This is a genomic window from Pedococcus ginsenosidimutans, assembly GCF_039544395.1.
GTDB classification, from domain to species: Bacteria; Actinomycetota; Actinomycetes; order Actinomycetales; family Dermatophilaceae; genus Pedococcus; species Pedococcus ginsenosidimutans.
Genome location: NZ_BAABLO010000011.1, coordinates 370,765 through 395,086, shown reverse-complemented (window position 1 = coordinate 395,086; position 24,322 = coordinate 370,765). Strand labels below are relative to the sequence as shown.

The following is a 24,322-nucleotide window of genomic DNA, read 5'->3' as shown; positions in this document are numbered from 1 at the left end:
ACATCCGCCCGCTCGCCGCTGACCTGCGACGATGCCGCGGGTCAGGAACCGCGGCGCGGCAGCTCGGTGACCCCCGGGGTGACGGTGTGGCCCTCGGAGTCGAGGTGGGCCAGCGTCGTGGAGATGCCGTGGACCACGCTACCGATGATGGGCAGCGACATGTGGCCGACCCCGTGCAGGTCGATGGTGCGCACGCTGAGGTCGGGGTGGTGCAGGGCCGCGTTGCGCTGGGGGAAGACCATCTGGTCCAGGTCCGACCAGTAGACGACGAAGCGGGTGCGGCACTGGGGGACCGGCTGCTCGAGCTCTCGCATCAGCCCGCTGCCGGGGCGCAGCTGCCGGGTGAGCTGGTTGTGCCAGCCGTAGGCCGTGTAGGTGCCGTGGTGGGGGGTCCCCAGGGTCACCAGCGTGTGCACGCGGGCGTCCCCGCCCAGGCGGGTGACGTAGTAGCGGGCGATGAGGCCGCCCATGGAGTGCCCGACGACGTGGATGCGCTCGTACCCGGTCTCGGCGACGAGGGCCTCGACCTCCTCGGCGAGCCTGACCGCGGCGACGCGGACGTCGGCGGTGAAGGGCGAGTAGTTCATGCTCGTGACGCGTCCGAAGCCCCGGCGACGAAGCCCGTGGCGCAGCAGGGTGAAGATCGAGCGGTTGTCGACCATGCCGTGCACCAGCAGGATCGGGGTGCCGGCCGCCTCGACGTCGGACACCACGAGGCCGCGCTGGGTCGGCGGAAGGTGCTCCACGCGGTACTCGAGGTGGCTGTCGCGCCCGTGGCGCCCGAAGACCCCCCACGGGTACAGCGCCAGGTGGGTGGTGAGCCAGGCCGCCTCGACCGCGGCGCCCACGAGGCCGGTCGGCGTGGCCAGGGCCTTGGCTGCGCCGCCCACGACGTCCTGCGCAGTGGCCGTGGCGTCGGCGACGTGTCCCGCGGTGCGACCGAGCGTCCTGGCCGCGGCCGAGCGCAGGGCTCCGAGCCCCGACGACGGCGGTGTCACGCGCGCGGACGCCCCCGACGACGCCCGCTTCGCTGCGGGGGGTCGGTGCGAGCGCGAGGTGCTCTGCGACATGACATCCCGAACCTAGTGCAGCAGTGCGGCATGCGCGCGTCAGTGCCGCGGCGTGTGGCGCCGGGCACGCGATGTCGGCATGTGTCCACGGAGTGGATAGTCTGCGGCCATGACTAGCTCACCGTTGCGCGTGGTCGTGGCCAAGCCTGGTCTCGACGGACACGACCGAGGCGCCAAGGTCGTCGCCCGCGCCCTGCGCGACGCCGGCATGGAGGTCGTCTACACCGGCCTGCACCAGACCCCCGAGCAGATCGTCGAGGCGGCCATCCAGGAGGACGCCGACGCCGTGGGCCTGTCGGTCCTGTCCGGCGCCCACATGACGCTCTTCGCGAAGGTGATGGAGCTGCTCGAGCAGCGCGACGCCTCCGACATCGTCGTCTTCGGCGGCGGCATCATCCCCGACGGCGACATCCCGGAGCTGACGCGGATCGGGGTCGCCAAGGTCTTCACCCCCGGCGCCACGACGACCGAGATCGTCGACTGGGTCCGGACGAACGTCACCCAGCAGTAGTCCCACCGTCCCCGCCCCCGGGGACTACGGCACGACCGGGATGCTGAGGGTGGCCGGCGCGGTCGGTGACGCGTGGACGGTCACCGGCTGCACGGCATAGGCGTTCTTGTAGGCCGCGTCGGTGCTGGCCAGCACGAGCTGGAGCCGATGCCCCGCCTCGACCCGGTGGACGATCGCCGGGAGCTCGATGTGCACGGGCTGCGTGACGTCCGCGACCCGCACGGGGCTGATCAGCTTGTGCACCAACGTCTTCGAGCCGTCGGGGGCCACGTCGTAGAGCTTGGCGAAGACCTGCAGCTGGCCGCTGGGGCCTGCCGCCTGGGTCAGCGCGACCGCTGGCGAGTCGAACCTCACGTCCAGGGTGGGGGAGCCCACGACGTCGACCGCCGAGGCCAGCGGTGCGGTCGACCAGGCGCCGAACGTGCCGGGGGTGTCGTACGGCGTCGTGAGCCCGTCCGGCAGGGAGACCTGCCCCTCGAGGCCGGAGACCTCGGAGTAGGAGGCGGGGGCGCCGAGCCCGGGGTTCGACCACGAGGTCGACCCGGGCAGCACGGCGCTGCGTGAGGCGACGAGGTCGTCCGCCGAGGACAGGTACCAGGTGCGGCGCGTGCCGACCGGGTACGAGGAGGCCGTGGCGTACGCCGGGGCGGCGGTCCCGGTGTAGGGCACCCAGTCGCGGAAGTACGCGAACTCCGGCCCCGTCGAGACCTTCGAGCCCTTGAGCTGGTGGTCGAACCAGTTCCTGATGCGCAGGCCGAGGTAGGTGTCCTCGATGTGCTGGCCGGTGAGGTCGAGCTCCCCGGGAGCCGCGCCGGTGTTGTCGCCGGTGCCGCCCGAGTGGCCCCAGGACTGCCAGGCCATGGTCACCGGGACGCCGCGTGACTTCAGCGCGCGGTAGGTCGCCACCGACTCCTGCAGGTTGAAGAGCGTGTCGTTCTCGCCCTGGATGAGGAACGTCGGCACCTTCACCCGGTCGACGTAGTGACCCACCGACACCCGGTCGGTGAGCCGGTAGGTGTCGGACGTCGGGTATCCGAGGGTGTCGAGCGTGGCCTTGGCCTTGCAGGCCTCGAGGACGAAGTTGGGGCACCCGACGTTGCGGGCGGGGTCGATCGCGGCGCCCTGCAGCCCGTCGAGGATCCCGACCCCGAAGAACAGGCCGGTCCAGCCGATCTTCTGCGTGCCCGGGGCCGAGTCGGCGTAGGTCACGCCCCGGGCGAGGCTGGTGTTGTTGGGGGCCAGCGAGTAGCGCAGGTCGTTCCAGGTGATGAGGGGCACCAGGGTGTCGACGCGGGCGTCCCGTGCTGCGGTGGCGAACTGGATCTGCCCGCCGTACGAGCCGCCGATCATGCCGAGCCGCGGGTCGTGGGTGGCGGCGTCGTCGAGGACGGTGAAGTCCACTCCCAGCGTCCCCGGGCCACCGGTCGTGCCGGCGACGTCGGAGGACGCGTACGGCGCCGTGCCCCCGCCGCCGAGGAACGTCACCAGCGAGGAGGCGGCGACCCCGTCGACGCCGGGGTCGTCGAGCGAGATCTTGCAGCCGCTGTCGGGGAAGCCGAGCCCGGTGTAGGACAGCACCGCGTATCCGCGCGCGGCGAAGGCCTTCCCCAGGCCGGCCTGGTCGGCCTTGCTCCCGCCGAAGCCGTTGGTGGTGAGGATCGCCGGCACGCGGGCCGCGGGTCCGGCGGCGTGCGGCTTGTAGAGGTCGGCGTCGATGGTGCACGTCTGCGGCCGGCCGAGGTCGTCGTTGCCGGCGGGCACCACGAACCGCAGCCCCGTGTAGGTGTCGACCGGCTGGAGCGTGGTGGCCTGCGTCGACCCTGCCGCAGCCGGAGCGGCGGCCGCGGCGACGGCGGGTCCTGCGGCCACGGCGAGTGCGGCGACGGGGAGCAGGACGGCCGTACGGCGTCCTCGGGCACGGAACGGGGATCGGCGCGTCATCGGGCCTCCACGGTGCAGGGGTGGTCCGGTGACCGCCCTCGTGGACGGACAACGACGTCGGCACCCCTGCGGTTACGTCCGCCGTGCTCAGGGGGCCGGCCGGGCGCTCTCGCGCAGTGACCACATGGTGGGCCGGTCGTACCGGAGCGTGGACCTGCGACCTCGCGCCGCGGGCTGGCGATGACGCCGCCTTGGCCAACTGCAGAAGATTCGACGGCGCAGATCCCCTCTCGCCGCAGGTTGCCACGCATTTGGTCAAGTCTTCGCCAGATTCGTTGACCTTGCTGCAAAGCGCGGGGTTGGGTCGGCTCGGCGCCGACGCCCACGGTCACGCAGTGCCCGTCAACGGAGGGGGAATCGACGTCGCCTCGTGGTGCAGGAACCCCCCGAGCACCCTTGTCCGAGAAGAGGAAACCCGTGATCCGACTGTCCACAGGCGCTGCACTCGGCGTCGCAGTCGCCGCGGCAGTGGCCACCCCACTGTCCGCCGCATCCGCCGCCCCCGCAGCGGCACCGACCCAGGCACCGGGCGTCACCGCAGCCCAGGCCGGGGCCGACAAGGACCGCACTGCCCTCGGTCTGTCCAGCGACGAGAAGCTCGTCGTGCGCAACGTCGTCACCGACCGCGACGGCACCCAGCACGTCCGCTACGACCGCACCTACAAGGGCCTGCGCGTCCTCGGCGGTGACCTGGTCGTCGACAAGGCTGCCTCGGGCAGCGTCCGCCAGGTCCACTGGAACGGCAACGGCAAGGCCGCCGTGGCCTCCACCACCCCGGCCGTCGCCGAGACCTCGGCCGAGAGCTCGGGCGCCAGGCGTGCCGGCTACGCGCCGAAGAAGAACGACGGGGAGCTCGTCGTCTGGGCCGGCACCGGCTCGCCGCGCCTGGCCTGGGACGTCGTCACCGAGGGGGTCAAGGCCGACCAGACGCCCAGCCGCCTGCACACCGTGGTCGACGCCAGGAGCGGTGCCGTCCTGACCTCGTGGGACGAGATCGCCGAGGGCACGGGCAACTCCATGTACTCCGGCAGCGTCACCCTCAACTCCACCCTCTCGGGCAGCACCTACCAGCTCAAGGACACCGTCGGGAACTACACGACCGACCTCAACGGCGCGACGACCGGCAACGGCACGCAGTTCACCGACGCCGACGACGTGTGGGGCACCGGCACCACCTCGTCGCGGCAGACCGCCGCGGTCGACGCCCAGTACGGCGCCGAGAAGACCTTCGCGTACTACAAGAACGTGTTGGGCCGCAACGGGATCTGGAACACCGGTGCCGGCGCGCGCAGCCGCGTCCACTACGGCAACGCCTACAACAACGCGTTCTGGGACGGCACCCAGATGACGTACGGCGACGGGGCCGGCAACACCAAGCCCCTCACGTCCATCGACGTCGCCGCGCACGAGATGAGCCACGGTGTCACCGAGAACACGGCCGGCCTCAACTACACCGGTGACGCGGGCGGCCTCAACGAGGCGACCTCGGACATCTTCGGCACGGCGGTCGAGTGGTACGCCAACTCCTCCGCGGACCCGGGTGACTACCTCATCGGCGAGAAGATCAACATCAACGGCAACGGCACCCCGCTGCGCTACATGGACAAGCCGAGCAAGGACGGCGCGTCCAAGGACTGCTGGTCCTCGACCCTGGGCAGCCTCGACCCGCACTACTCCTCGGGCCCGCTGAACCACTGGTTCTACCTGGCCTCCGAGGGCTCGGGCGCCAAGACCGTCAACGGCGTCGCCTACAACAGCCCCACCTGCGACGGCTCCACCGTCACCGGCGGCGGCCGCAGCAACATCGAGAAGGTCTGGTACCGCACGCTCTCCACCAAGCTCACCTCGGGCAGCACCTACCTCAACGCCCGTGAGGGCGCGATCGCGTCGGCCATCGAGCTGTACGGCGCCGGCAGCGCGACCTGCCTCGCCGTCGAGAAGGCCTTCACGGCCATCTCGGTCCCGGCCGGCACCCAGAGCTGCGGTGGCACGACGCCGCCCCCCACCGGCGGCAACCTGCTCCTCAACCCCGGCTTCGAGTCGGGCGCCGTGAGCTGGACCGGTTCGGCCGGCCCGATCACCAACGACACCGGGCGCCCGGCCCGCACGGGCTCCTGGAAGATGTGGCTCGGCGGCAACGGCACCACGGCGACGGAGAGCGAGCAGCAGAGCGTGACCATCCCGGCCACCGCCACGGCCGCGTCCCTCTCCTTCTGGCTGCGCAGCGACACGGCGGAGACCGGCAGCACCGCCTACGACACCATGAAGGTGCAGATCGTCGACGGTGCGACCACCACCACGCTCGCGACCTACTCCAACGTCGGCACCAGCGCGACGTACGCGCAGAAGTCGTTCAACGTGCTGGCCTACAAGGGCAAGACGGTGACCGTGAAGTTCCTCATGAACGAGGACTCGTCGCTGCAGACGTCCTTCGTGGTCGACGACACGTCGCTGGCCACCAGCTGACCGCAGGGGTGGGTCGGTCGCCGGACCGGCCCACGCCTGAGCCAGCCGCCACAGCCGCGCCCGCCACGGGCGCCCGCCCGGCGAACCGCCGCACACGGCTCGCCGACCCCTACGGGTGACGGCGGGGCAGGGCACACCTCCAGCCCCGCCCCGCCGTCACCGCCGCGCCACCCGGCGCACATCCCCCTGAAGGAGAACCCGTGAAGAAGCTGTCAGCAGGTATGGCGTTCGGCGTGGTCGTCGCAGCCGCAGTGGCGACCCCGTTCAGCGCAGCCCAGGCCGTCCCCGCCGGGCACGGTGCACCGGCGCCGGCCGTCGCCGCAGAGCAGGCGAAGGTCGCCGACGCAGCCAGGGCCCTCGGTCTCGGAGCGGGCCAGGCCCTCCAGGTGAAGGGCGTCGTCACCGACCCTGACGGGACCCGGCACGTGCGCTACGAGCGGACCTACCAGGGTCTTCGGGTCATCGGTGGCGACCTCGTCGTCGAGCGCTCCGCCGCCGGCGCGACGAGGTCCGTGCGCTGGAACGCCACGAAGGCGGTGGACGTCGCCACGTCCCCCGCCCTGTCCGCGGGCCAGGCGCGCAGCGCAGCCCGCGCCGCCACCACCTCCGGTTCCGCCCTCGTGGTGTACGCCGCGGACTCCGGCCCGCGCCTCGCCTACGACGTGGTCAGCGAGGGCGTGAGGGCCGACCAGACGCCGAGCCGCCTCCACACCATCGTCGACGCGAGGAGCGGTGCGACGCTGGACCGGTACGACGACATCGTCGAGGGGACCGGCGCGTCGCAGTACTCCGGCTCGGTGGCCCTGGGCACGACGCCGTCCGGCGGGAGCTTCCAGCTCAAGGACGCCGTTGGCAACTACACGACCGACCTCAATGGGGCCACCACCGGGACGGGGACGCAGTTCACCGACGCGGACGACGTCTGGGGGAACGGTTCGGTGTCCTCGCGCCAGACAGCCGCGGTCGACGCGCACTACGGCGCCGAGAAGACGTTCGACTACTACAAGAACGTCCAGGGCCGCAACGGGATCTGGGACACGGGTGTCGGTGCCCGCAGCCGGGTGCACTACGGCAACGCGTACAACAACGCGTTCTGGGACGGCACGCAGATGACCTACGGCGACGGCGCGGGCAACGCCAAGCCGCTGACCGCCATCGACGTCGCCGGTCACGAGATGAGCCACGGCGTCACCGAGAACACCGCCGGACTCGTCTACCGCGGCGACGCGGGCGGGCTCAACGAGGCGACCTCCGACATCTTCGGCACCGCGGTCGAGTTCTACGCGAACTCTGCCGTCGACCCCGGTGACTACCTCATCGGCGAGAAGATCGACATCAACGGCAACGGCACCCCGCTGCGCTACATGGACAAGCCGAGCAAGGACGGCCGCTCCCAGGACTGCTGGACCACCGGCACCCGCAACCTCGACCCGCACTACTCCTCGGGTCCGCTCAACCACTGGTTCTTCCTCGCCTCCGAGGGGTCTGGCGCCAGGACCGTCAACGGCGTCGCCTACAACAGCCCCACCTGTGGCGGTGCGCCGGCGGTCACCGGGGCGGGCCGGACCAACATCGAGAAGGTCTGGTACCGCACGCTGTCCACCAAGCTCACGTCGCGCAGCGACTACAAGGCCGCTCGCGAGGGCGCGATCGCCTCGGCCAAGGAGCTGTACGGCGCGGGCTCGCCGACCTGCGTCGCGGTGAAGTCGGCGTTCGACGCCATCGCGGTGCCTTCGGGCTCGCAGACCTGCTGACCTGACCGCAACCGCACCACACGCCAGTGCGCCGTCGACCACGAGGTCGGCGGCGCACTGGCGTGCCGGGACCGGAGGGGCATCAGCGGCAGACGGTGCGCTTCGCCTTGGGCTTGATGAGGTCCTCGAACAGCGCGGTCACGACCGGCTCGACGTCCTTGATCCGGTCGTCGCTCGTCGGGACGGCGTTGAGCAGCACGAGCATGTCGTCGGGGTGCGCCATCGTGGGGGTGCTGTCGTTGCCGCTGTCGCCGACGGCAACCGCAGCCTTGGTGACGGCCGCGAAGCTGGCCTCGTCGAGGGTGCAGGACACGTTCTGCCTGCCGACCTTCGCCAGGACGCTGCGGTCGACGTCGATGTTCACGGTGTCGGAGAAGCCGGCCACGCCGCCGAAGCGCTGGAGCGCGATGGGGTAGTCCACCGACGGGGTGGTGGAGGTCGACGCGGTGGCCGGGGCCCGGGGGATCTCCGGGGTCTTCGCCACGCAACCCGTGAGCACCACGGTGAGCAGCGCGCCGAAGGCTGCGGCGCGGGCGGACACGGGCACGGGCGCGGTGGCTGATCGCGACATACCGGACACCCTGCCACGACCACGTGGTGGCGGGGGGAGAATCGCTCATGCCCATCACCGCCACCGACCTCGACGCCGCCACCGCGGTCGTGCGCCGCCACTTCCCGGCCACCCCGCAGTTCGCCTGGCCGCTGCTCGGCGAGCACGTCGGGGCCACGGTCTGGGTCAAGCACGAGAACCAGACGCCGACGGGCGCGTTCAAGGTGCGCGGCGGCCTCGTCTACGTCGACCGCCTGAAGCGCGAGCGACCCGACGTCGCAGGCATCGTCTCGGCCACCCGGGGCAACCACGGCCAGTCGCTGGCGTACGCCGGGGCGGCCGCCGGGCTGCGCGTCGTCATCGTCGTGCCCGAGGGCAACAGCCCTGACAAGAACGCGGCGATGAGCGGCTTCGGGGCCGAGCTCGTCGTCCACGGGGCCGACTTCCAGGAGTCTCGCGAGCACGCCGCCCGGCTGGGCGAGGAGCTCGGGCTCGAGACCGTCCCGTCGTTCCACGCCGACCTGGTCGTCGGCGTGGCCACCTACGCCAAGGAGCTGTTCGAGGCCGCCGGTGCGCTGGACAAGGTCTACGTCGGGGTCGGCATGGGGTCGGGCATCGCCGGACTGGTGGGGGTCCGCGACCTGCTGGGGCTGCCCACGGAGGTCATCGGCGTCGTGGCCGAGCAGGCGCCGGCCACCGCGCTGTCCTTCGCCGCCGGGTCGGTCGTCACCACGGAGCGGGCCGCGACGTTCGTCGACGGGGTCGCGTGCCGCACCCCGGACCCGGAGGCGGTCGCCACGATGGTCGCCGGGGCCGACCACATCGTGAGGGTGGGGGAGGACGACACCGCCGAGGCCATGCGGGTGCTGCTCCGCACGACCCACCAGCTGCCCGAGCCCGCCGGGGCGATCGCCCTGGCGGGGCTGCTCGCCGAGCGGGACGCGGTGGCTGGCGGCCGTGTCGGCGTCATCCTGTCCGGCGGCAACTGCGACACCTCGATCCTCACCGAGGTGCTGGCGGGTCGGACGCCCGCAGCCTGACCTCCCGACCAGCGGCGCGCCGTCGCGCCTGGCCCGGGTGGCGGGGCCGGCCCACCTATCCTGACGCCATGAGGAGCGGCGCCCGTCAGGCGGTCGGTGCAGCGTTGGCCCTGGCCGTCGTCGGCAGTGCGGCAGCCTGCTCCGGCGGCTGTTCGGGACCGTCGTGCGGGCGCCCCACCACAGCCACCACCACGACGACCACGACCCCCACGACCAGGGCCACCCCGTCCGGTCCCGTGCCCCTGACCGGCGGCCCAGTCCTCGCGGTGAAGATCGACAACACCACGTCGGCCCGGCCGCGGATCGGCCTGGACCTGGCGGACGTCGTCTACGTCGAGCCCGTCGAGGGCGGGTTGACGCGGCTGCTGGCCGTCTTCAGCCGCCACCAGCCCCGGGAGGTCGGGCCGGTGCGGAGCGGGCGCGAGTCCGACGTCACCATCCTCGCCAACTGGGGCAAGGTCGCCTTCGCCTTCTCGGGCTCGTCGACCTACACCGCCAAGGTGCTGGCCCGCGGGGCGCAGGTGAACCTCAGCAACGACCAGTCCGGGCGCGGCTACCGGCGCGACCACTCGCGCCCCGCGCCGTACAACCTCATCGGGGACCCCAAGGCCCTCCTCTCCCGTGCCGGCGGCAGTGTCAGGCCCGGGGACATCGGCTTCCGGTACGGGCCGCCCACCGCCGGTGGGGCACCGGCGACCTCGGTGGAGGCCCGCTGGCCGGCGTCCACCGTGGCGCTGCGCTGGAACGCCAAGCGCGCGCAGTACCTCGTCGTCACCGACGGCCGGCCGGACGTCAGCCCCGCGGGCACCCAGTACGGAGCCTCGACCGTCGTCGTCCAGTACGTCGCCTCCAAGGACTCCGCGAACCGTGACGTCAACGGCCGCCCGACACCTGTGGAGCAGCTCGTGGGGTCGGGGAAGGCCACCGTGCTGCGCGGCGGGCGGGTGTGGCAGGCCACGTGGTCCCGCCCCGGTGCCACGTCGCCGACGACGTTCACGGCCGGGGGCAAGGTCGTGACCTTCGCGCCCCAGGGCCCGGTCTGGGTCCTCCTCGTGCCGACGGGCCGGGTCGCGACCGTCCGCTGAGGCTCGAGACCGCGCCCGCACGCCGCTCGTCGTGAGATTGCTCCCACCCGTCGCACCCGCGGAGCCCGTCCGCGCACGACAGGACTAGTCTCGGGGCCGAACCTCACCCATCAGCAGACGAGGACGTCAGACGTGGATCTGTTCGAATACCAGGCTCGAGACATGTTCGAGAAGCACGGCGTACCCGTGCTGGCCGGCGCCACCGCCACCACCCCACAGCAGGCTCGTGAAGCCGCCGAGGCCATCGGCCCCAAGAGCGGCGGGGTCACCGTCGTCAAGGCCCAGGTGAAGACCGGCGGTCGCGGCAAGGCCGGCGGCGTGAAGGTCGCCAAGAGCGCCGACGAGGCGGAGCAGCACGCTCAGGCCATCCTCGGCATGGACATCAAGGGCCACACCGTGGGCACCGTGATGATCGCCCAGGGCGCGCGCATCGCCGAGGAGTACTACTTCTCGGTCCTGCTCGACCGGGCCAACCGCACCTACCTCGCGATGTGCAGCAAGGAGGGCGGTATGGAGATCGAGCAGCTCGCGGTCGAGCGCCCCGAGGCCCTCGCGCGCATCGCCGTCGACCCCAACACCGGCATCGACGCGGCCAAGGCCGCCGAGATCGTCGAGGCTGCAGGGTTCGACGCCGAGACCGGCGCGAAGATCGCCCCCGTCCTGGAGAGGCTCTGGGAGGTCTACCGCGACGAGGACGCCACGCTCGTGGAGGTCAACCCGCTGGTGAAGACCGAGGACGGCGACATCGTCGCCCTCGACGGCAAGGTCACGCTCGACGAGAACGCCGACTTCCGCCACCCCGACCACGAGGCGCTCGAGGACAAGGCCGCGGCCGACCCGCTCGAGGCGGCCGCGAAGGCCAAGGGCCTCAACTACGTCAAGCTCGACGGCTCCGTCGGCATCATCGGCAACGGCGCGGGCCTGGTCATGTCGACGCTCGACGTCGTCGCCTACGCCGGTGAGGAGCTCCCCGGCTCGCCCAAGCCCGCCAACTTCCTCGACATCGGCGGCGGCGCCTCGGCCGAGGTCATGGCCAACGGCCTGCACATCATCCTCGGCGACGAGCAGGTCAAGTCGGTGTTCGTCAACGTGTTCGGTGGCATCACCTCCTGCGACGCCGTCGCCAACGGCATCGTGGGTGCCCTCGAGGCGCTCGGCGACGAGGCGACCAAGCCGCTGGTCGTGCGCCTCGACGGCAACAACGTGGAGGAGGGCCGGCGCATCCTCGCCGAGGCCAACCACCCGCTCGTGACCATCGAAGAGACCATGGACGGGGCGGCCCGCAAGGCCGCCGAGCTGGCTTCGGCCGCGACGAACTGACAAGGGCCGGGAGAACACAACAATGGCAATCTTTCTCGACGAGAACTCCAAGGTCATCGTCCAGGGCATGACCGGCTCCGAGGGCATGAAGCACACGCAGCGCATGCTCGCCTCGGGCACCTCGATCGTCGGCGGCGTCAACCCGCGCAAGGCCGGCACCACGGTCGAGTTCGACGGCGGCGTCTCGGTGCCGGTGTACGGCACGGTCGCCGAGGCGATGAAGGAGACCGGCGCCAACGTGTCGGTCATCTTCGTCCCGCCGGCGTTCGCGAAGTCCGCCGTGGTCGAGGCGATCGACGCGGCCATCCCGCTCGCGGTCGTCATCACCGAGGGCATCGCGGTCAAGGACTCCGCGGAGTTCTACGCCTACGCCAAGAGCAAGGGCACCACCCGGATCGTCGGGCCCAACTGCCCCGGCCTCATCAGCCCCGGCAAGTCCAACGCCGGCATCATCCCGGCCGACATCGCCGGCCCGGGTCGCATCGGGCTGGTGTCCAAGTCGGGCACGCTGACCTACCAGATGATGTACGAGCTGCGGGACTTCGGTTTCTCCTCGGCCGTCGGCATCGGCGGTGACCCGATCATCGGGACCACCCACATCGACTGCCTCGAGGCGTTCGAGAAGGACCCGGAGACCGACGCCATCGTCATGATCGGCGAGATCGGTGGCGACGCCGAGGAGCGAGCGGCCGCCTACATCAAGGAGCACGTGACCAAGCCGGTCGTCGGCTACGTCGCCGGGTTCACCGCCCCCGAGGGCAAGACCATGGGCCACGCCGGCGCCATCGTCTCCGGCTCGGCTGGCACCGCTGCCGCCAAGCAGGAGGCCCTCGAGGCCGCTGGCGTCAAGGTCGGCAAGACGCCGTCCGCGACCGCCGACCTCATGCGCGAGATCATGCAGGGCCTGCAGAAGTAGGTTGTCCCGCAAGGGATTCCACGAAGGCCGCCATCCCATCCGGGGTGGCGGCCTTCGTCGTCCCGTGTCCCGCGTGGCCGGCGGCTGCTGCCGGCCACGCGGAGTCTGGCTGGTCCTGGCTGTGCCTACTTCTGGCGGGCGAGCATGATCAGCCGGTCCAGCTCGGCGAACCCCTGCTTGGGGTCGGCCAGCTTCGTGACGACGATCGTGGAGACCGCCCCCGGCGTCTTCTGCGCCGTGACGCCGACCCACTCCGAGAAGATCGGGCTGCCGTCCGGGGCGACGGTGTCGAGCCGCCACGTGCCGGCGGTCGGGCCGGGCGTCGACTTCACCGTCCCGTTGCCCGTCGAGCACCCCTTGCCGAACAATGCCTTCGCCTCGGCCAGGCGGGCATCGACGTAGGACTGCTGCACGTCGGCACCGGACGAGTCGTCGAGCTGGACCCGCTGCTTGCCCACGTAGCCGGTGCTGCTGCTGCCGACCCGGACCGAGACGACGCCCACTCGACCGCCGATGCCGGCCTGCTCCTGGTCGGTCTCGCACGAGGCGACGGCAGTCGACCCCTCCATGGCGCCGGGGCCCGCGCTGGTCGCGGCCCCGCTGCTCAGCGGCTGCGACCGCCACTGGGACGCGGCCACGAACAGCTTCCACGACGGGACGGGCGACGGCCCGACCACCGGCATCTGCTCGTCGACCGCCTTGGGGCCCGTGAACGTCGGGCTGCTGGTCGTGGAGGCGGTGGCCTTGGTGCCGGTGCCGTACCGCGCGAGGCGCTTCTGCGCAATGGAGACGAGCTCCTGCACCTGCGCCAGCGTGAAGCCCGACTTCGGGCGGTCGTTCTGGTTGACCTGCAGGACGACGACGTCGTGCTTGCCGGCCACCACGGCCCACCAGCCCGAACCGGCGTCGCCGGCGGTGTAGGAGTAGACGCGCTCACCGGTGCCGGACGACGCGGGCGTGACCTTGTAGCCGGGGGCGAGCCGACAGCCGGCGATGTCCGAGGCGACCCCGTCCGCGGCGGTGGCCGCGTCTTGGCCCGAACCGATCCGGAACCGCACCTGGCCGCCCTGCACCTCCGGGGCCCGGGTGATTTCCTCCTGCTGCACCTTGGTGCCCGGCTCGGACTGCAGGCACTCCACCGGCCCGAACGGCTTGACCGGGGTGAGCAGGACCGAGCCGGTGAGCTCCAGCGAGGACGCCCACTCGCCCACCAGGGGGAGTGCGCCGGGCTGGTCGAGGGAGCTCGCCGCCATGGTGGTGCTCGTGGTCGAGGACGGGGTGGTGGCGGCGGTCCGTGCGCTGGAGGCCGGCGTCAGAGGTGTCCGCGACGAGGAGGGACCCCACGCGGCATACCCGACGGTGCCTGCGACGACGGCGGCAGCGGCCGCCGCAGCGGTCAGCCCGAGAAATCGGTGGCGCCGACGCGCCCGCCCCCTCGCCCTGACGAAGCGGACGTCGGGCAGGGGTACGGCCTCGACATCGTGCCGCAGCGTGGCCATGGCACGGCGCAGCTGGGCGTCGTCGCCCGCCGTCCAGTCCTCGTGCTCAGCCATGGCTGCCCTCCTCGTGGCGCAGGGCCTGCGCCAGCTGGGCGCGGCCCCGGTGCAGGCGCGCCTTGACGGTGCCTGCGGGGGTGTTGGTCTCGTGGGCGATCTGGTCGATGCTCAGGTCGCCGATGTAGTGCAGGGTCACGGCCTCCCGGACCGGGGCCGGCAGCGTGCGCAGCGCGGCGACGACCGCGACCCGGTCCTCCGTCGGTGGGCCCGTCGTGTCGTGGGTGCCGTGGCGCTCGTAGGCGCGGTCCTGGGTCGTCTTCTTGCGCCACCCGGAGATGGCCACCCTGCGCGCCACCGTGCGCACCCACGACAACGGGTCCTCGTGGGTCCGGACCGTCGACCACTGCTGCCAGGCCCGAGCGTAGGCCTCCTGGGTGCTGTCCTGCGCGACCGTGAGGTCACCGGTGAAGGCGTAGACGAGGTGCACCACCCGGCGGGCGGTGTCACGGTAGAACGCGTCGAACTCCGCCTCGGCGGACTGCGCGCCCATCCCCACCCCCCGCCTGTGCGGCGCCGCGGTGTCGGCGCCTGGATCCATCACGGCCATCACACCGCAGCAGACGCGCTCGTGCGCGCTCCGGTTGCGGCGCGTTCGGACATTTCTCGCCGCGGCCCGGCGTTGCTGCGGCGGCAGCACGTCGTCGTCGGCGACGATGGGCAGGACATGACTGTGATGGAGCTGCTGCGCAAGGGAACGTCGACCACGGGCGGGCCCGACCCGAGGGGGCACCACCGCACCTTCCTCGCCGGTGCCGGCGCCGCGAGCGCCTCTGCCCTCGCCTTCGTGCTCCCCGCGCTCCTCGTGTGGGTCGCCGCGTCGCAGAGCACGGTGGAGTGGACGACGGCGCTCGGCGTCGGGGCCAGCCTCTGGCTGCTCGGGGGTGGCGCGCACCTCGCGCTGGGCGACACTCCCGTGACCGTGGTCCCGCTGCTCTTCCTCGCGCTGGCCGTCGCCGGCGGCGCGTGGGCGGCGCGCAGGGCCGTCCGCGAGCCGGCCGAGGACCGGACCGTCACCCTGGCCGCCGACGTCGTCCACCGCCCGCTCGGCCTCGCGCTGGCTGCCTGGATCGCGGGGTACGCCGCCGCGGCGGCGCTGTGGTCGGTGGTCGCCTACGCGGCCGGTCCCGAACCCGTCCTGTGGACGCTCATCCTTCCCGTCGTCGTGGTCCCGGTCGCGGCTGCGGCCATCGCCCTCGGCCGCTGTGTGCGCGCCCGGCCCGAGCTCGTCGGCCCGGGTCTGCGCCGGCCCGGCTGGCTGCCCGAGGTGGTCCGACGGGCCCTGCGCCCCGGCGTCGAGGGTGCCGTGGGGCTGCTGGGTGCGGGCATCGTCGCGTGCTCCGTCCTGGTGGTCCTGCACTGGGGCCGCATCGCCCACCTGCAGGGCGAGCTGGCCCCGGGCGTCGTCGGTGGCGTCGTGCTCTCCCTGGCCCAGCTGCTCGTGCTGCCCAACCTCGGCCTGTGGGCCGTGTCCTTCATGGCAGGGACCGGGTTCTCCGCCGTCGAGGGCGCCTCGGCCACGTGGACCGGCTCGCGGACCTCGCTCCTGCCCATGGTCCCCGTGCTCGGTGCGCTCCCCGAGCCGGGCGCCTTCCCCGGCATCGTGCCGCTGGTCGTCCTGGTGCCCGTGGCGGTCGGCGCCTTCGTCGGGTGGCGGTCGCTGCGCTCCGTGGCCCGCCTCTCGCGCACCCGGACGAAGCTGACCGTGACCGGTGTGTCGGTCACGGTCGCCGCGGCCCTGGTCGGCCTGGTCGACGTCGTGGCAGGCTCCTCGCTCGGGTCGGCGCGGCTCTCGTCGATCGGCGCCCCTGCCGGGGCCATGACGCTCGCCCTGCTCGTGGAGCTCGCCATCGGGGCAGCCCTCGTGCTGCTCTGGGACCGCTGGAAGCTCCGGCGCTGACGCCGCTGCCGGCAGGTTCGCAGCCCTGACCTGCGGCTTCGTGTTCGCCGAGAGCGGACGCGCTCGAGTGGAGGACCCGGGGGCCCCGTGTGACGGTGGAGCCATGACGCGATTCGGGTACACCCTCATGACCGAGCAGTCAGGACCTCGCGAGCTGGTGGGCTACGCCGTCGACGCCGAGCGCAGTGGCTTCGACTTCGCGGTGAGCAGCGACCACTACTCGCCGTGGCTCACCGAACAGGGGCACGCACCGTACGCCTGGACCGTCCTCGGGGCGGTCGCGCAGGCGACCGAGCGCCTCGAGCTGATGACCTACGTGACCTGCCCGACCATCCGCTACGAGCCCGCGGTCGTCGCGCAGAAGGCCGCCACCCTGCAGCTGCTCAGCGAGGGGCGGTTCACCCTCGGCCTCGGCAGCGGCGAGAACCTCAACGAGCACGTCGTCGGCGAGGGCTGGCCCATGGTCGGCGTGCGGCAGGACATGCTCGAGGAGGCCATCCACATCATCCGCGAGCTGCACACCGGCGAGCTGGTCACGTGGCAGGGCGAGTACTTCCGGGTCGACTCCGCCCGTGTCTGGGACTGCCCCGACGGCGGCGTGCCGATCGGTGTCGCGGTGTCGGGGGAGAAGTCGTACGAGCGGTTCGGGCCGCTGGCCGACCACGTCATCGCCGTGCAGCCGGACGGCGAGCTGGTCAAGGGCTTCCTCGACTCCCGGCGCTCGGCGGCGCGCGACGGCAGTGCCGAGGGCACTTCCGCGGCCGGGCCGGCCCGGGCGATCGGCCAGATCCCGATCAGCTGGGACCCCGACGCCGACCGGGCCAAGGAGCGCGCCCACGAGCAGTTCCGGTGGTTCGGCGGTGGCTGGGCGGTCAACGCCGACCTGCCGACCCCGGCCGGCTTCGCCGCCGCGTCGCAGTTCGTGACCCCCGACGACGTCGCCGACTCGATCCCCTGCGGACCCGACCTCGATGCCGTCGTCGAGGCCGTCTCCGCCTACTGGGAGGCCGGTTTCACCGACATCGCCCTGGTGCAGGTGGGGGACGAGGGACAGCAGAGGTTCCTCGACGAGGCGGCCGAGCCGCTCCTGGAGAAGCTGCGCGCCGCCGCGCCCTGACCCCTCACGTCGCCGGCCGTGGACGCGGGTGCCGTCCCCCGCGCCCCGGTCGGTATGGTCGTGGCCGTGACCGCGCCTGAGCCCACGGGGATCGTCGTCCTCGTCTCCGGTTCCGGGACCAACCTCCAGGCCCTCATCGACGCCACCGCGGACCCCGCGTACGGCGTGCGCATCCTCGCCGTCGGCGCCGACCGGGCCGGCATCTCGGGCCTGCACCGCGCTGCGGCTGCCGGGATCCCGACGTTCGTCTGCCGGGTGGAGGACCACGCGACCCGTGCCGCGTGGGACGAGGCCCTCGCCGAGCGCATCGCCGACCACGAGCCCGCGTTCGTCGTGTCGGCGGGCTTCATGAAGATCCTCGGCCCGCGCGTCCTGGGCCAGCACGTCGTGCTCAACACCCACCCCGCGCTGCTCCCGGCGTTCCCGGGCGCCCACGCCGTCCGCGACGCCCTCGCCGCCGGCGCCACGGTCACGGGGTGCACCGTCCACGTCGTCGACGCGGGCGTCGACACCGGTCCCGTGCTCGCCCAGGCCACCGTCGAGGTGCGGCCGGACGACACCGAGGACACGCTCCACGAGCGCATCAAAGCCGTCGAGCACCCGTTGCTCGTCACCCTCGTGGGCCGCGCGGCCCGCGAGGGGATCACCGTCACCGATGGGAAGGCCAGCATTCCGTGACCCAGCAGTCCAGCCCCCAGCCCGCCGACGACTCCGGACGGCGCCCCGTCCGCCGGGCGCTCGTCTCCGTCTACGACAAGACCGGGCTCGAGGAGCTGGCGCGCGGGCTGCACGAGGCTGGCGTCGCCATCGTGTCGACCGGGGGCTCGGCCAAGCTCATCGAGGGCCTCGGCATCCCCGTGACCGAGGTCGCCGACCTCACCGGCTTCCCCGAGTGCCTCGAGGGCCGGGTCAAGACGCTCCACCCCCGCGTCCACGCCGGCATCCTCGCCGACACCCGCAAGGACGACCACGTGCGCCAGCTCGAGGAGCTGGGTGTCGAGCCGTTCGAGCTCGTCGTCGTCAACCTCTACCCGTTCCGCGAGACGGTCGCCTCGGGTGCCGCCCCCGACGAGGTCATCGAGCAGATCGACATCGGCGGCCCGTCCATGGTCCGCGCCGCCGCGAAGAACCACCCGAGCGTCGCCGTGGTCACCGACCCCGCCGCGTACGGTGCCGTGCTGGCCGCCGTCGCGGCCGGCGGGTTCACCCTCCCCGAGCGCAAGCTGCTGGCCGCACAGGCGTTCGTGCACACCGCCGACTACGACAACGCCGTCGCCAACTGGATGGGCAACGTCTACACCGACACCTCCGACGGCACCGGCTTCCCGGCCTGGACCGGGGCGACGTTCACCCGCGCGGCCGTCCTGCGCTATGGCGAGAACCCGCACCAGAAGGCGGCGCTCTACCGCCACTGGCGCGGTGGCGTCGCCTCGGCCGAGCAGCTGCACGGCAAGGAGATGTCCTACAACAACTACGTCGACACCGACGCCGCCGTGCGTGCCGCGCACGACCACGGCGACCAGCCCACCGTCGCGATCGTCAAGCACGCCAACCCCTGCGGGATCGCGGTCGGCTCCTCCATCGAGGAGGCGTACGCGGCAGCGCACGCCACCGACCCGGTGTCCGCCTTCGGGGGCATCATCGCCGCCAACCGCACCGTGAACCGCGCCATGGCCGACCAGGTCAAGGACGTCTTCACCGAGGTCATCATCGCCCCGGACTTCGACGCCGACGCGCTCGAGGTGCTCCAGGGCAAGAAGAACATCCGCATCCTGCGCCTGCCCGCGGAGGCCTCGCGCAACGCTGACGCCATCGAGATGCGCCCGATCAGCGGCGGCCTGCTGCTGCAGACCGTCGACAAGGTCGACGCCGTGGTCGAGGGAGACAAGCCCGGTGGCGACGACCCGTCGCGCTGGACGCTCGTGTCGGGCGAGGCGGCCGACGAGGCGACGCTGGCGGACCTGGCGTTCGCGTGGCGCTCGGTGCGCGCGGTGAAGTCCAACGCGATCCTGCTCGCCAAGGACGGCGCCGCGGTCGGCATCGGCATGGGCCAGGTCAACCGCGTCGACTCCTGCCACCTCGCGGTGTCGCGGGCCGGCGCCGACAGGGCCCGCGGTGCGGTCGCCTCCTCGGACGCGTTCTTCCCGTTCGCCGACGGCCTCCAGGTGCTGCTCGACGCCGGGGTCCGGGCGGTCGTCGCGCCCGGCGGGTCGATGCGCGACGCCGAGGTCATCGAGGCCGCGCAGGCAGCGGGCGTCACGATGTACTTCACCGGCACCCGCCACTTCGCCCACTGAGGCTGTTCCGCGGGCTGCTGGGCGGCCCGGGGTGTGCGTCCTCGGGCCTACCATCCGCACTCCGCTTCGCTGCGTGCTCCCGCCAGGCCCGCCACGGCCCTACGGACGCACACGCCCGGCCCGCCCGTCGAGCGGGCCGGGCGTCCCTCGTCTAGCTGGGCTGGGGGCCGCGGTAGCCGGTGGGGTCGCCTGGGCCGAGGTCGACGATGGCGGCGACGGGGCCACCGCCATCGGGGCCCTGATGGGCTGCTGACACGGAGACGAACACGGCCGGGTCGCCGGTGACGGAGGCGGTGACACCGCCGACCGCCGCCTTGATCTGGCGGTGCCAGTGGACGTCGGAGTCGTCGAGCATGGCGTTGCGGCGACCGCGGACCTGGCCGTCCTGGCTGGCCTCGCACTTGAGGAACACGTTGACGAGCCGGCCCTGGAGGTCGCTGGAGTGGGGGCGCTCCGGCAGCTCGAGCCCGGCGTCCTTGATGGCGGCCCAGACCCCGTCGGCGTCGAGGGCGTCGCGCATGACGGAGTGGCCGATGCGGTAGCGGCCACCGATGCCGCGCGCGTTGCCGACGACGACGACCTGGGCCCGGTCGAGCTCGACGCCCGAGGAGCACGAGGCGACCGAGGAGTAGAGGCTGCGGTCGCGCAGCACGTCCTCGTCGCGCGGCATCTCGATCTCGCCGAGCGCCACGGCGATACCCAGGGCAGTGCCGCCGTTGGACACGTCCATCGACGCAAGGGTGTCCTCGGTGAACACGTCGTGGCCGCGGGTCCTGGCGTCGCGGATGGTGTCGATGGTGAGCAGCGGCGTCTTGGTCTGCACGTAGTGGACGTCGGCCGGGTCGGTGATGCCCGCCTTCTCCATGGCGACCTTCACGGCGTCGGCCACCTTGGTCACCATCGCGGTCCGGCCGATGTCCTCCGGCAGCAGCACCTCGCTCATGGCGAAGCCGACGGTGAGGCGGGGCTCGTCGGACTGCTCGGCCTCCTCGGGCGGCAGCGTCGCGAAGATCGTCGCGTGGGGGCTGATGACGCCGTCGGTGCCGCCGGACCACACGATCGGCACCTGCTTCACCTGCTCCGGGTCCGCGCCCTTGGCGACCAGCACCTCGCGGAACGCGCGGTCGGCGATGATGCGGGTGTAGTCGTTGACGCCGCCGTTGCCCTCGGTCTTGCCGATGACGGCGATGACGCGGCCGGCCTCGATGACGCCGTCGTCGATGAGCTTGGCCAGCTCGCTGGCGTCGGTGACGCTGTGCAGCGGCACCTTGCGGACCTCGATGGGCTCGGGCACGTGACTCACCTGTCTGTCGTGGGGGTGGGCGTTGCGGGCGTGGGGGACTCGATGATCGTGCCGACCTCGCCGGCGACGGCGTCGGCGATGCGGTCGAGGGCGGTGATGACGCTGCGACGCCCACCGCCCCGGACGAACCGCAGCGCCGCCTCGACCTTGGGACCCATGGAGCCGGACGCGAACTGGCCGTCCGCGGCATACCCCTCCATCTCCTCGAGGGAGACCCGGCCGAGCGGGCGCGCGTGGGGGGTGCCGAAGCCGACCTCGGCGTGCTCGACGTCGGTCGCGGTCACGAGGACGTCGGCGCCGAGGGCGCGGGCCAGCACGGCCGCGGTGAGGTCCTTGTCGACCACCGCCTCGACGCCGTGGACGGTGCCGCCGGGGGTGCGCACGACGGGTATGCCGCCGCCGCCCGCCGCGACGACGACGTAGCCGGCGTGGAGCAGCGTCAGGACGGCGTGGGTGTCGAGCACCTCGAGCGGCTCGGGGGAGGCGACGACGCGACGCCAGCCGTGCTCCCCGCGGTCCTGCCAGGTCTCACCGTGCTCGATGAGGCGCTTGGCCTGCTCGTGGGGGAGGAACCGGCCGACCGGCTTGGTGGGGGTGGTGAACCCGGGGTCGGACGCGTCGACGAGGGTACGGGTGATGACCGCGGCGGCACGGCGGCGCAGGCCTCGGGAGGCGAAGGCGGCCTCGAGCGTGTCGACGGCGGTGAAGCCGATCGTCCCCTGCGTCTGGGCGCCGCACCAGTCCAGCGGGACGGGTGGGACGACGTGGGCGGCGAGCTCGTTCTTGACGAGCAGGTTGCCCACCTGGGGGCCGTTGCCGTGGGTGACCACCACGTCGTGACCGGCCTCGACGAGGTCGGCGACCCGCTGCATCGCGCGCCCGATCGCCTCCCGCTGGGCGTGCGGGGTGGCGCTGCCGTCGGGACCCGTCATGGCGTTGCCGCCGAGGGCGACGAGGACCAGCATGGCCACCTCCCCACCGCTCGCCCGGACGACTGTGCGGCGAGCCTAGGGACGCCGCGCGACACGTGACGTCGGCAGGACCTGCCCAATGCGTGGTGCCGCGTTGGCAGATGTGCGCGCCGGCTCAGCCGAGGGCCACCACGAGGTCGCGGACCGTCTCCGGGTCCTCCAACGTGTCGCCGAACAGCTCGCGCAGCTGCCCCACGCGGTAGCGCACGGTCTGCGGGTGGACGAACAGCGCCTCGGCGACGGCCTCCCGGGTGCCCCGGTGCAGCAGCCACAGCCGCAGGGTCTCCTCGAGCTTCTCCCGGGCCACCGGGGTGAGGTCGTCGAGGGGCGCCAGCGACGTGCGGCGCAGGTCCGCGAGCGCCTCGGGGTCGGCGCCCCGGACGAGGTCGGCGAGGTGGGCCTCGGTGTCGTAGGCAGCCGGGGCGTCGGTGGCGTGCTCGCGCAGCAGGCGGTGGGCCCGAAGGGCCCGCCGGTAGGACGCCACGGCCAGCAACCACGGCCTCGGCGGGCCGAGGACCACCGACCTGGCCCCGATCGACCGCGCCAGCCGCGCCCGGGCGCCGGGGGCGAGGTCGGGTACGAGGAGCGCGGCCACGTCGTCGTCGGGCACGGTGTCGGGGAGGTCCTCGGCGAGGACCAGGGAGCGGGCGTCGACCAGGCCGCGCACCACGTGCAGGTCCGCGTCGCGGGCCAGCACCACCGTCAACGAGGTCGGCCGCTCCCACCGGGCCCGGTCCGCCCGGCGTAGCAGCAGCTCCTCCGACGAGCCCCTCAACAGGTCGAGGGCCAGACGGTCGCGGTGCTGGCGCTGCAGCCGCTCGGAGGTGGCGAGCTCGTCGGCATGGCCCGCCACGCTCGCCGCCGACAACTCGTCGATGTAGGCGAACACGAGCTCGGCGAACTGCGCCAGCAGGGCGGCGCTCATGCCTGCCTCCACCGCCACCCCGGACAGCTCCCGCCACGAGACCCGGGCCCCCACGCGGTACGCCGACAGCAGGGCGTCCATGCTGCGGCCGCTGCGGGCCTCGCCGCGCCCGAGCTCGTAGGAACCCTGCTGCGCCGGCCGCAACGGGGTGCTCGCGTCCCCGGACCGCGCCGCCAGGGTGAGGAAGCTGCCCAGGGCCATCTGGACCGCCGCCTCGATGTTGTCCACCATGAAGCTGCGCGCCGCGGCATACACAGGCACCTCGACGATGATGGCGGCCACGGCGTGCTCGGCGACCCGGGGCAGCGCCGCCCTCAGGGCGCGCTGCACGTCGGAGGAGAGGGTGAGAGCCGCGGCCCGGTCCGCGGTGACGGTGCCTGCTTCTGCGGCGGGTTCCTGCTCTTTTGTCATCTGCGAACAACTCTCTGGAGAGAACTCACACCTCGTGGTCAGGATTTTAGACCCCGGGAGCCGCATGATGGAAACATGACCGCAGTTCTCCCCAACCGCGCACGCCGAGACGCCCCTCGGCGCTCCCTGCGCGACGTCCTGGCCCGGGCGGCCGAGGCGGTCACCACGCCGGTCGTCCCCGCCGAGTACCTCGACCTCATCGCGCCGCTGCGCAGCGGCGCCGACCTGCGCGGCAAGGTCGTCTCGGTCACCCCCGAGACGCGCGACGCCGCCACGGTCCGCATCAGGCCCGGCCGCGGCTGGCGCGGCCACGTCCCCGGCCAGTACATCCGCATCGGCGTGGACGTCAACGGCGTCCGCAACTGGCGGGCGTACTCGGTGACCTCCCTCGTCGGGGAGCCCGACGGCACCGTCTCGGTCACCGTCAAGGCGATCGACGGCGGCAAGGTGAGCAACCACGTCGTCCGCGAGCTCGCGCCCGGCACCCTCATCCACCTCGACCAGGCGACCGGCGAGTTCACGCTGCCGCTCGAGCGCCCCCGCAAGGCCCTGTTCCTCACCGCCGGCAGCGGCATCACGCCCGTCATGGGCATGCTGCGCAACCACCTCGCCGAGCTGCCCGACGCGGTCATGGTCCACTCGGCCCCCACCCGCGACGACGTCATCTTCGGCGCCGAGCTGCGGGGCTGGGCCGAGGCCGAGTCGCTGCGCCTCGTCGAGCTGCACACCGAGACCGACGGCCTGCTGTCGCCCGCGGACCTCGACACGCTCGTGCCCGACTGGCGCGAGCGGGAGACGTGGTGCTGCGGTCCCACCGGGATGCTCGACACGATGGAGGAGCACTGGGCTCAGGCTGGCCTGGCCGACCGGATCCACACCGAGCGCTTCCGCCCCGTCGTCGTCGCCGAGGGGGAGGGCGGCACCGTCACCTTCCGCAGGAACGGCACCGTCGTCGAGGCTGACGGCGCGACCCCGATCCTCGACGCCGGCGAGGAAGCCGGCGTCCTCATGCCGTCGGGGTGCCGCATGGGCATCTGCTTCGGCTGCGTCCTCCCCCTACGGGAGGGGGCCGTGCGCGACCTGCGCAACGGTGAGCTCACCGTCGCCACCCCGGACGACGACGTCCGCATCCAGACCTGCGTGTCGGCAGCTGCCGGCGCCTGCGAGATCGACCTCTAGACCACGCACTTCG

General features: G+C 72.6%; 20 protein-coding genes. 12 read left to right on the top strand and 8 right to left on the bottom strand.

All coding sequences use genetic code 11. The features are described 5' to 3' along the window. Positions 1-41: 41 nt before the first annotated feature. Positions 42-1,070, bottom strand: coding sequence for a lipase family alpha/beta hydrolase (locus tag ABEA42_RS12790; protein WP_345503825.1), 1,029 nt, complete (start codon positions 1,068-1,070; stop codon positions 42-44). Positions 1,071-1,179: 109 nt separating this feature from the next. Here ABEA42_RS12790 and ABEA42_RS12785 point away from each other — a divergent pair, with 109 nt between their 5' ends. Continuing rightward, positions 1,180-1,581, top strand: coding sequence for a cobalamin B12-binding domain-containing protein (locus ABEA42_RS12785; RefSeq protein WP_345503824.1), 402 nt, complete (start codon positions 1,180-1,182; stop codon positions 1,579-1,581). Positions 1,582-1,605: 24 nt separating this feature from the next. On the opposite strand, the gene ABEA42_RS12780 is transcribed toward ABEA42_RS12785, so the two are convergent. Further along, positions 1,606-3,522, bottom strand: coding sequence for a CocE/NonD family hydrolase (locus ABEA42_RS12780; RefSeq protein ID WP_345503823.1), 1,917 nt, complete (start codon positions 3,520-3,522; stop codon positions 1,606-1,608). A 417-nt stretch (positions 3,523-3,939) separates the two neighbouring features. On the opposite strand from ABEA42_RS12780, the gene ABEA42_RS12775 reads away from it, so the two are divergent. Together ABEA42_RS12775 and ABEA42_RS12770 are read left to right on the top strand one after the other, a co-directional pair. Next, complete coding sequence (locus ABEA42_RS12775) at positions 3,940-5,988, top strand: M4 family metallopeptidase (protein WP_345503822.1); 2,049 nt, start codon at positions 3,940-3,942, stop codon at positions 5,986-5,988. Positions 5,989-6,188: 200 nt separating this feature from the next. Beyond that, a complete protein-coding gene (locus ABEA42_RS12770; protein ID WP_345503820.1) occupies positions 6,189-7,742 on the top strand; it encodes a M4 family metallopeptidase in 1,554 nt (517 codons plus the stop codon). 82 nt (positions 7,743-7,824) lie between these two features. On the opposite strand, the gene ABEA42_RS12765 is transcribed toward ABEA42_RS12770, so the two are convergent. Next, positions 7,825-8,313 carry a hypothetical protein gene (locus ABEA42_RS12765; protein WP_345503819.1) on the bottom strand — a complete coding sequence of 163 codons (489 nt, stop codon included), beginning with the start codon at positions 8,311-8,313 and terminating at the stop codon, positions 7,825-7,827. Positions 8,314-8,360: 47 nt separating this feature from the next. On the opposite strand from ABEA42_RS12765, the gene ABEA42_RS12760 reads away from it, so the two are divergent. The 4 genes from ABEA42_RS12760 to sucD all read left to right on the top strand — a co-directional run bounded on the left by ABEA42_RS12760 (position 8,361) and on the right by sucD (position 12,653). Then, complete coding sequence (locus tag ABEA42_RS12760) at positions 8,361-9,332, top strand: threonine dehydratase (protein ID WP_345503818.1); 972 nt, start codon at positions 8,361-8,363, stop codon at positions 9,330-9,332. Between the two features lie 68 nt (positions 9,333-9,400). Beyond that, positions 9,401-10,417 carry a DUF3048 domain-containing protein gene (locus tag ABEA42_RS12755; protein WP_345503816.1) on the top strand — a complete coding sequence of 339 codons (1,017 nt, stop codon included), beginning with the start codon at positions 9,401-9,403 and terminating at the stop codon, positions 10,415-10,417. 132 nt (positions 10,418-10,549) lie between these two features. Next, positions 10,550-11,737, top strand: a complete 1,188-nt coding sequence (gene sucC / locus ABEA42_RS12750) for an ADP-forming succinate--CoA ligase subunit beta (protein ID WP_345503814.1) — start codon at positions 10,550-10,552, stop codon at positions 11,735-11,737. Between the two features lie 22 nt (positions 11,738-11,759). After that, on the top strand, positions 11,760-12,653 hold the full coding sequence (gene sucD, locus ABEA42_RS12745) for a succinate--CoA ligase subunit alpha (protein ID WP_345503812.1): 894 nt from the start codon (positions 11,760-11,762) through the stop codon (positions 12,651-12,653). 125 nt (positions 12,654-12,778) lie between these two features. Here sucD and ABEA42_RS12740 read toward each other — a convergent pair whose 3' ends face one another. Beyond that, positions 12,779-14,206, bottom strand: a complete 1,428-nt coding sequence (locus ABEA42_RS12740; protein ID WP_345503810.1) for a hypothetical protein — start codon at positions 14,204-14,206, stop codon at positions 12,779-12,781. Continuing rightward, a complete protein-coding gene (locus tag ABEA42_RS12735) occupies positions 14,199-14,699 on the bottom strand; it encodes an RNA polymerase sigma factor (protein WP_345503807.1) in 501 nt (166 codons plus the stop codon). Before ABEA42_RS12735 ends, ABEA42_RS12740 begins: the two co-directional genes overlap by 8 nt. Before the next feature lie 174 nt (positions 14,700-14,873). Between ABEA42_RS12735 and ABEA42_RS12730 the strand changes: the two genes are divergently transcribed. The 4 genes from ABEA42_RS12730 to purH all read left to right on the top strand — a co-directional run bounded on the left by ABEA42_RS12730 (position 14,874) and on the right by purH (position 19,520). After that, the gene (locus tag ABEA42_RS12730) at positions 14,874-16,106 is read left to right on the top strand and encodes a cell division protein PerM (protein WP_345503805.1); all 1,233 of its coding nucleotides are present in this window, start codon (positions 14,874-14,876) and stop codon (positions 16,104-16,106) included. 103 nt (positions 16,107-16,209) lie between these two features. Then, positions 16,210-17,223, top strand: a complete 1,014-nt coding sequence (locus ABEA42_RS12725; RefSeq protein ID WP_345503803.1) for a TIGR03557 family F420-dependent LLM class oxidoreductase — start codon at positions 16,210-16,212, stop codon at positions 17,221-17,223. Positions 17,224-17,277: 54 nt separating this feature from the next. Next, positions 17,278-17,901 (top strand): phosphoribosylglycinamide formyltransferase, encoded by a 624-nt coding sequence (gene purN, locus ABEA42_RS12720; RefSeq protein ID WP_345504461.1) that lies wholly within the window; start codon positions 17,278-17,280, stop codon positions 17,899-17,901. Then, positions 17,898-19,520 (top strand): bifunctional phosphoribosylaminoimidazolecarboxamide formyltransferase/IMP cyclohydrolase, encoded by a 1,623-nt coding sequence (gene purH / locus ABEA42_RS12715; protein WP_345503801.1) that lies wholly within the window; start codon positions 17,898-17,900, stop codon positions 19,518-19,520. The genes purN and purH overlap by 4 nt, the downstream gene beginning before the upstream one ends. A 151-nt stretch (positions 19,521-19,671) precedes the next feature. Here the strand turns inward: purH and bar are convergent, their stop codons facing one another. The 3 genes from bar to ABEA42_RS12700 form a co-directional block, all read right to left on the bottom strand. Then, positions 19,672-20,814 (bottom strand): barbiturase, encoded by a 1,143-nt coding sequence (bar, locus tag ABEA42_RS12710; protein WP_345503798.1) that lies wholly within the window; start codon positions 20,812-20,814, stop codon positions 19,672-19,674. A gap of 5 nt (positions 20,815-20,819) precedes the next feature. Further along, positions 20,820-21,788: a carbamate kinase gene (locus ABEA42_RS12705; protein ID WP_345503796.1), complete on the bottom strand. Its 969-nt coding sequence runs from the start codon at positions 21,786-21,788 to the stop codon at positions 20,820-20,822. 121 nt (positions 21,789-21,909) lie between these two features. Continuing rightward, complete coding sequence (locus ABEA42_RS12700) at positions 21,910-23,130, bottom strand: PucR family transcriptional regulator (RefSeq protein WP_345503794.1); 1,221 nt, start codon at positions 23,128-23,130, stop codon at positions 21,910-21,912. Positions 23,131-23,205: 75 nt separating this feature from the next. Between ABEA42_RS12700 and ABEA42_RS12695 the strand changes: the two genes are divergently transcribed. Next, positions 23,206-24,309: a ferredoxin reductase gene (locus ABEA42_RS12695; protein WP_345503793.1), complete on the top strand. Its 1,104-nt coding sequence runs from the start codon at positions 23,206-23,208 to the stop codon at positions 24,307-24,309. Positions 24,310-24,322 lie beyond the last annotated feature (13 nt).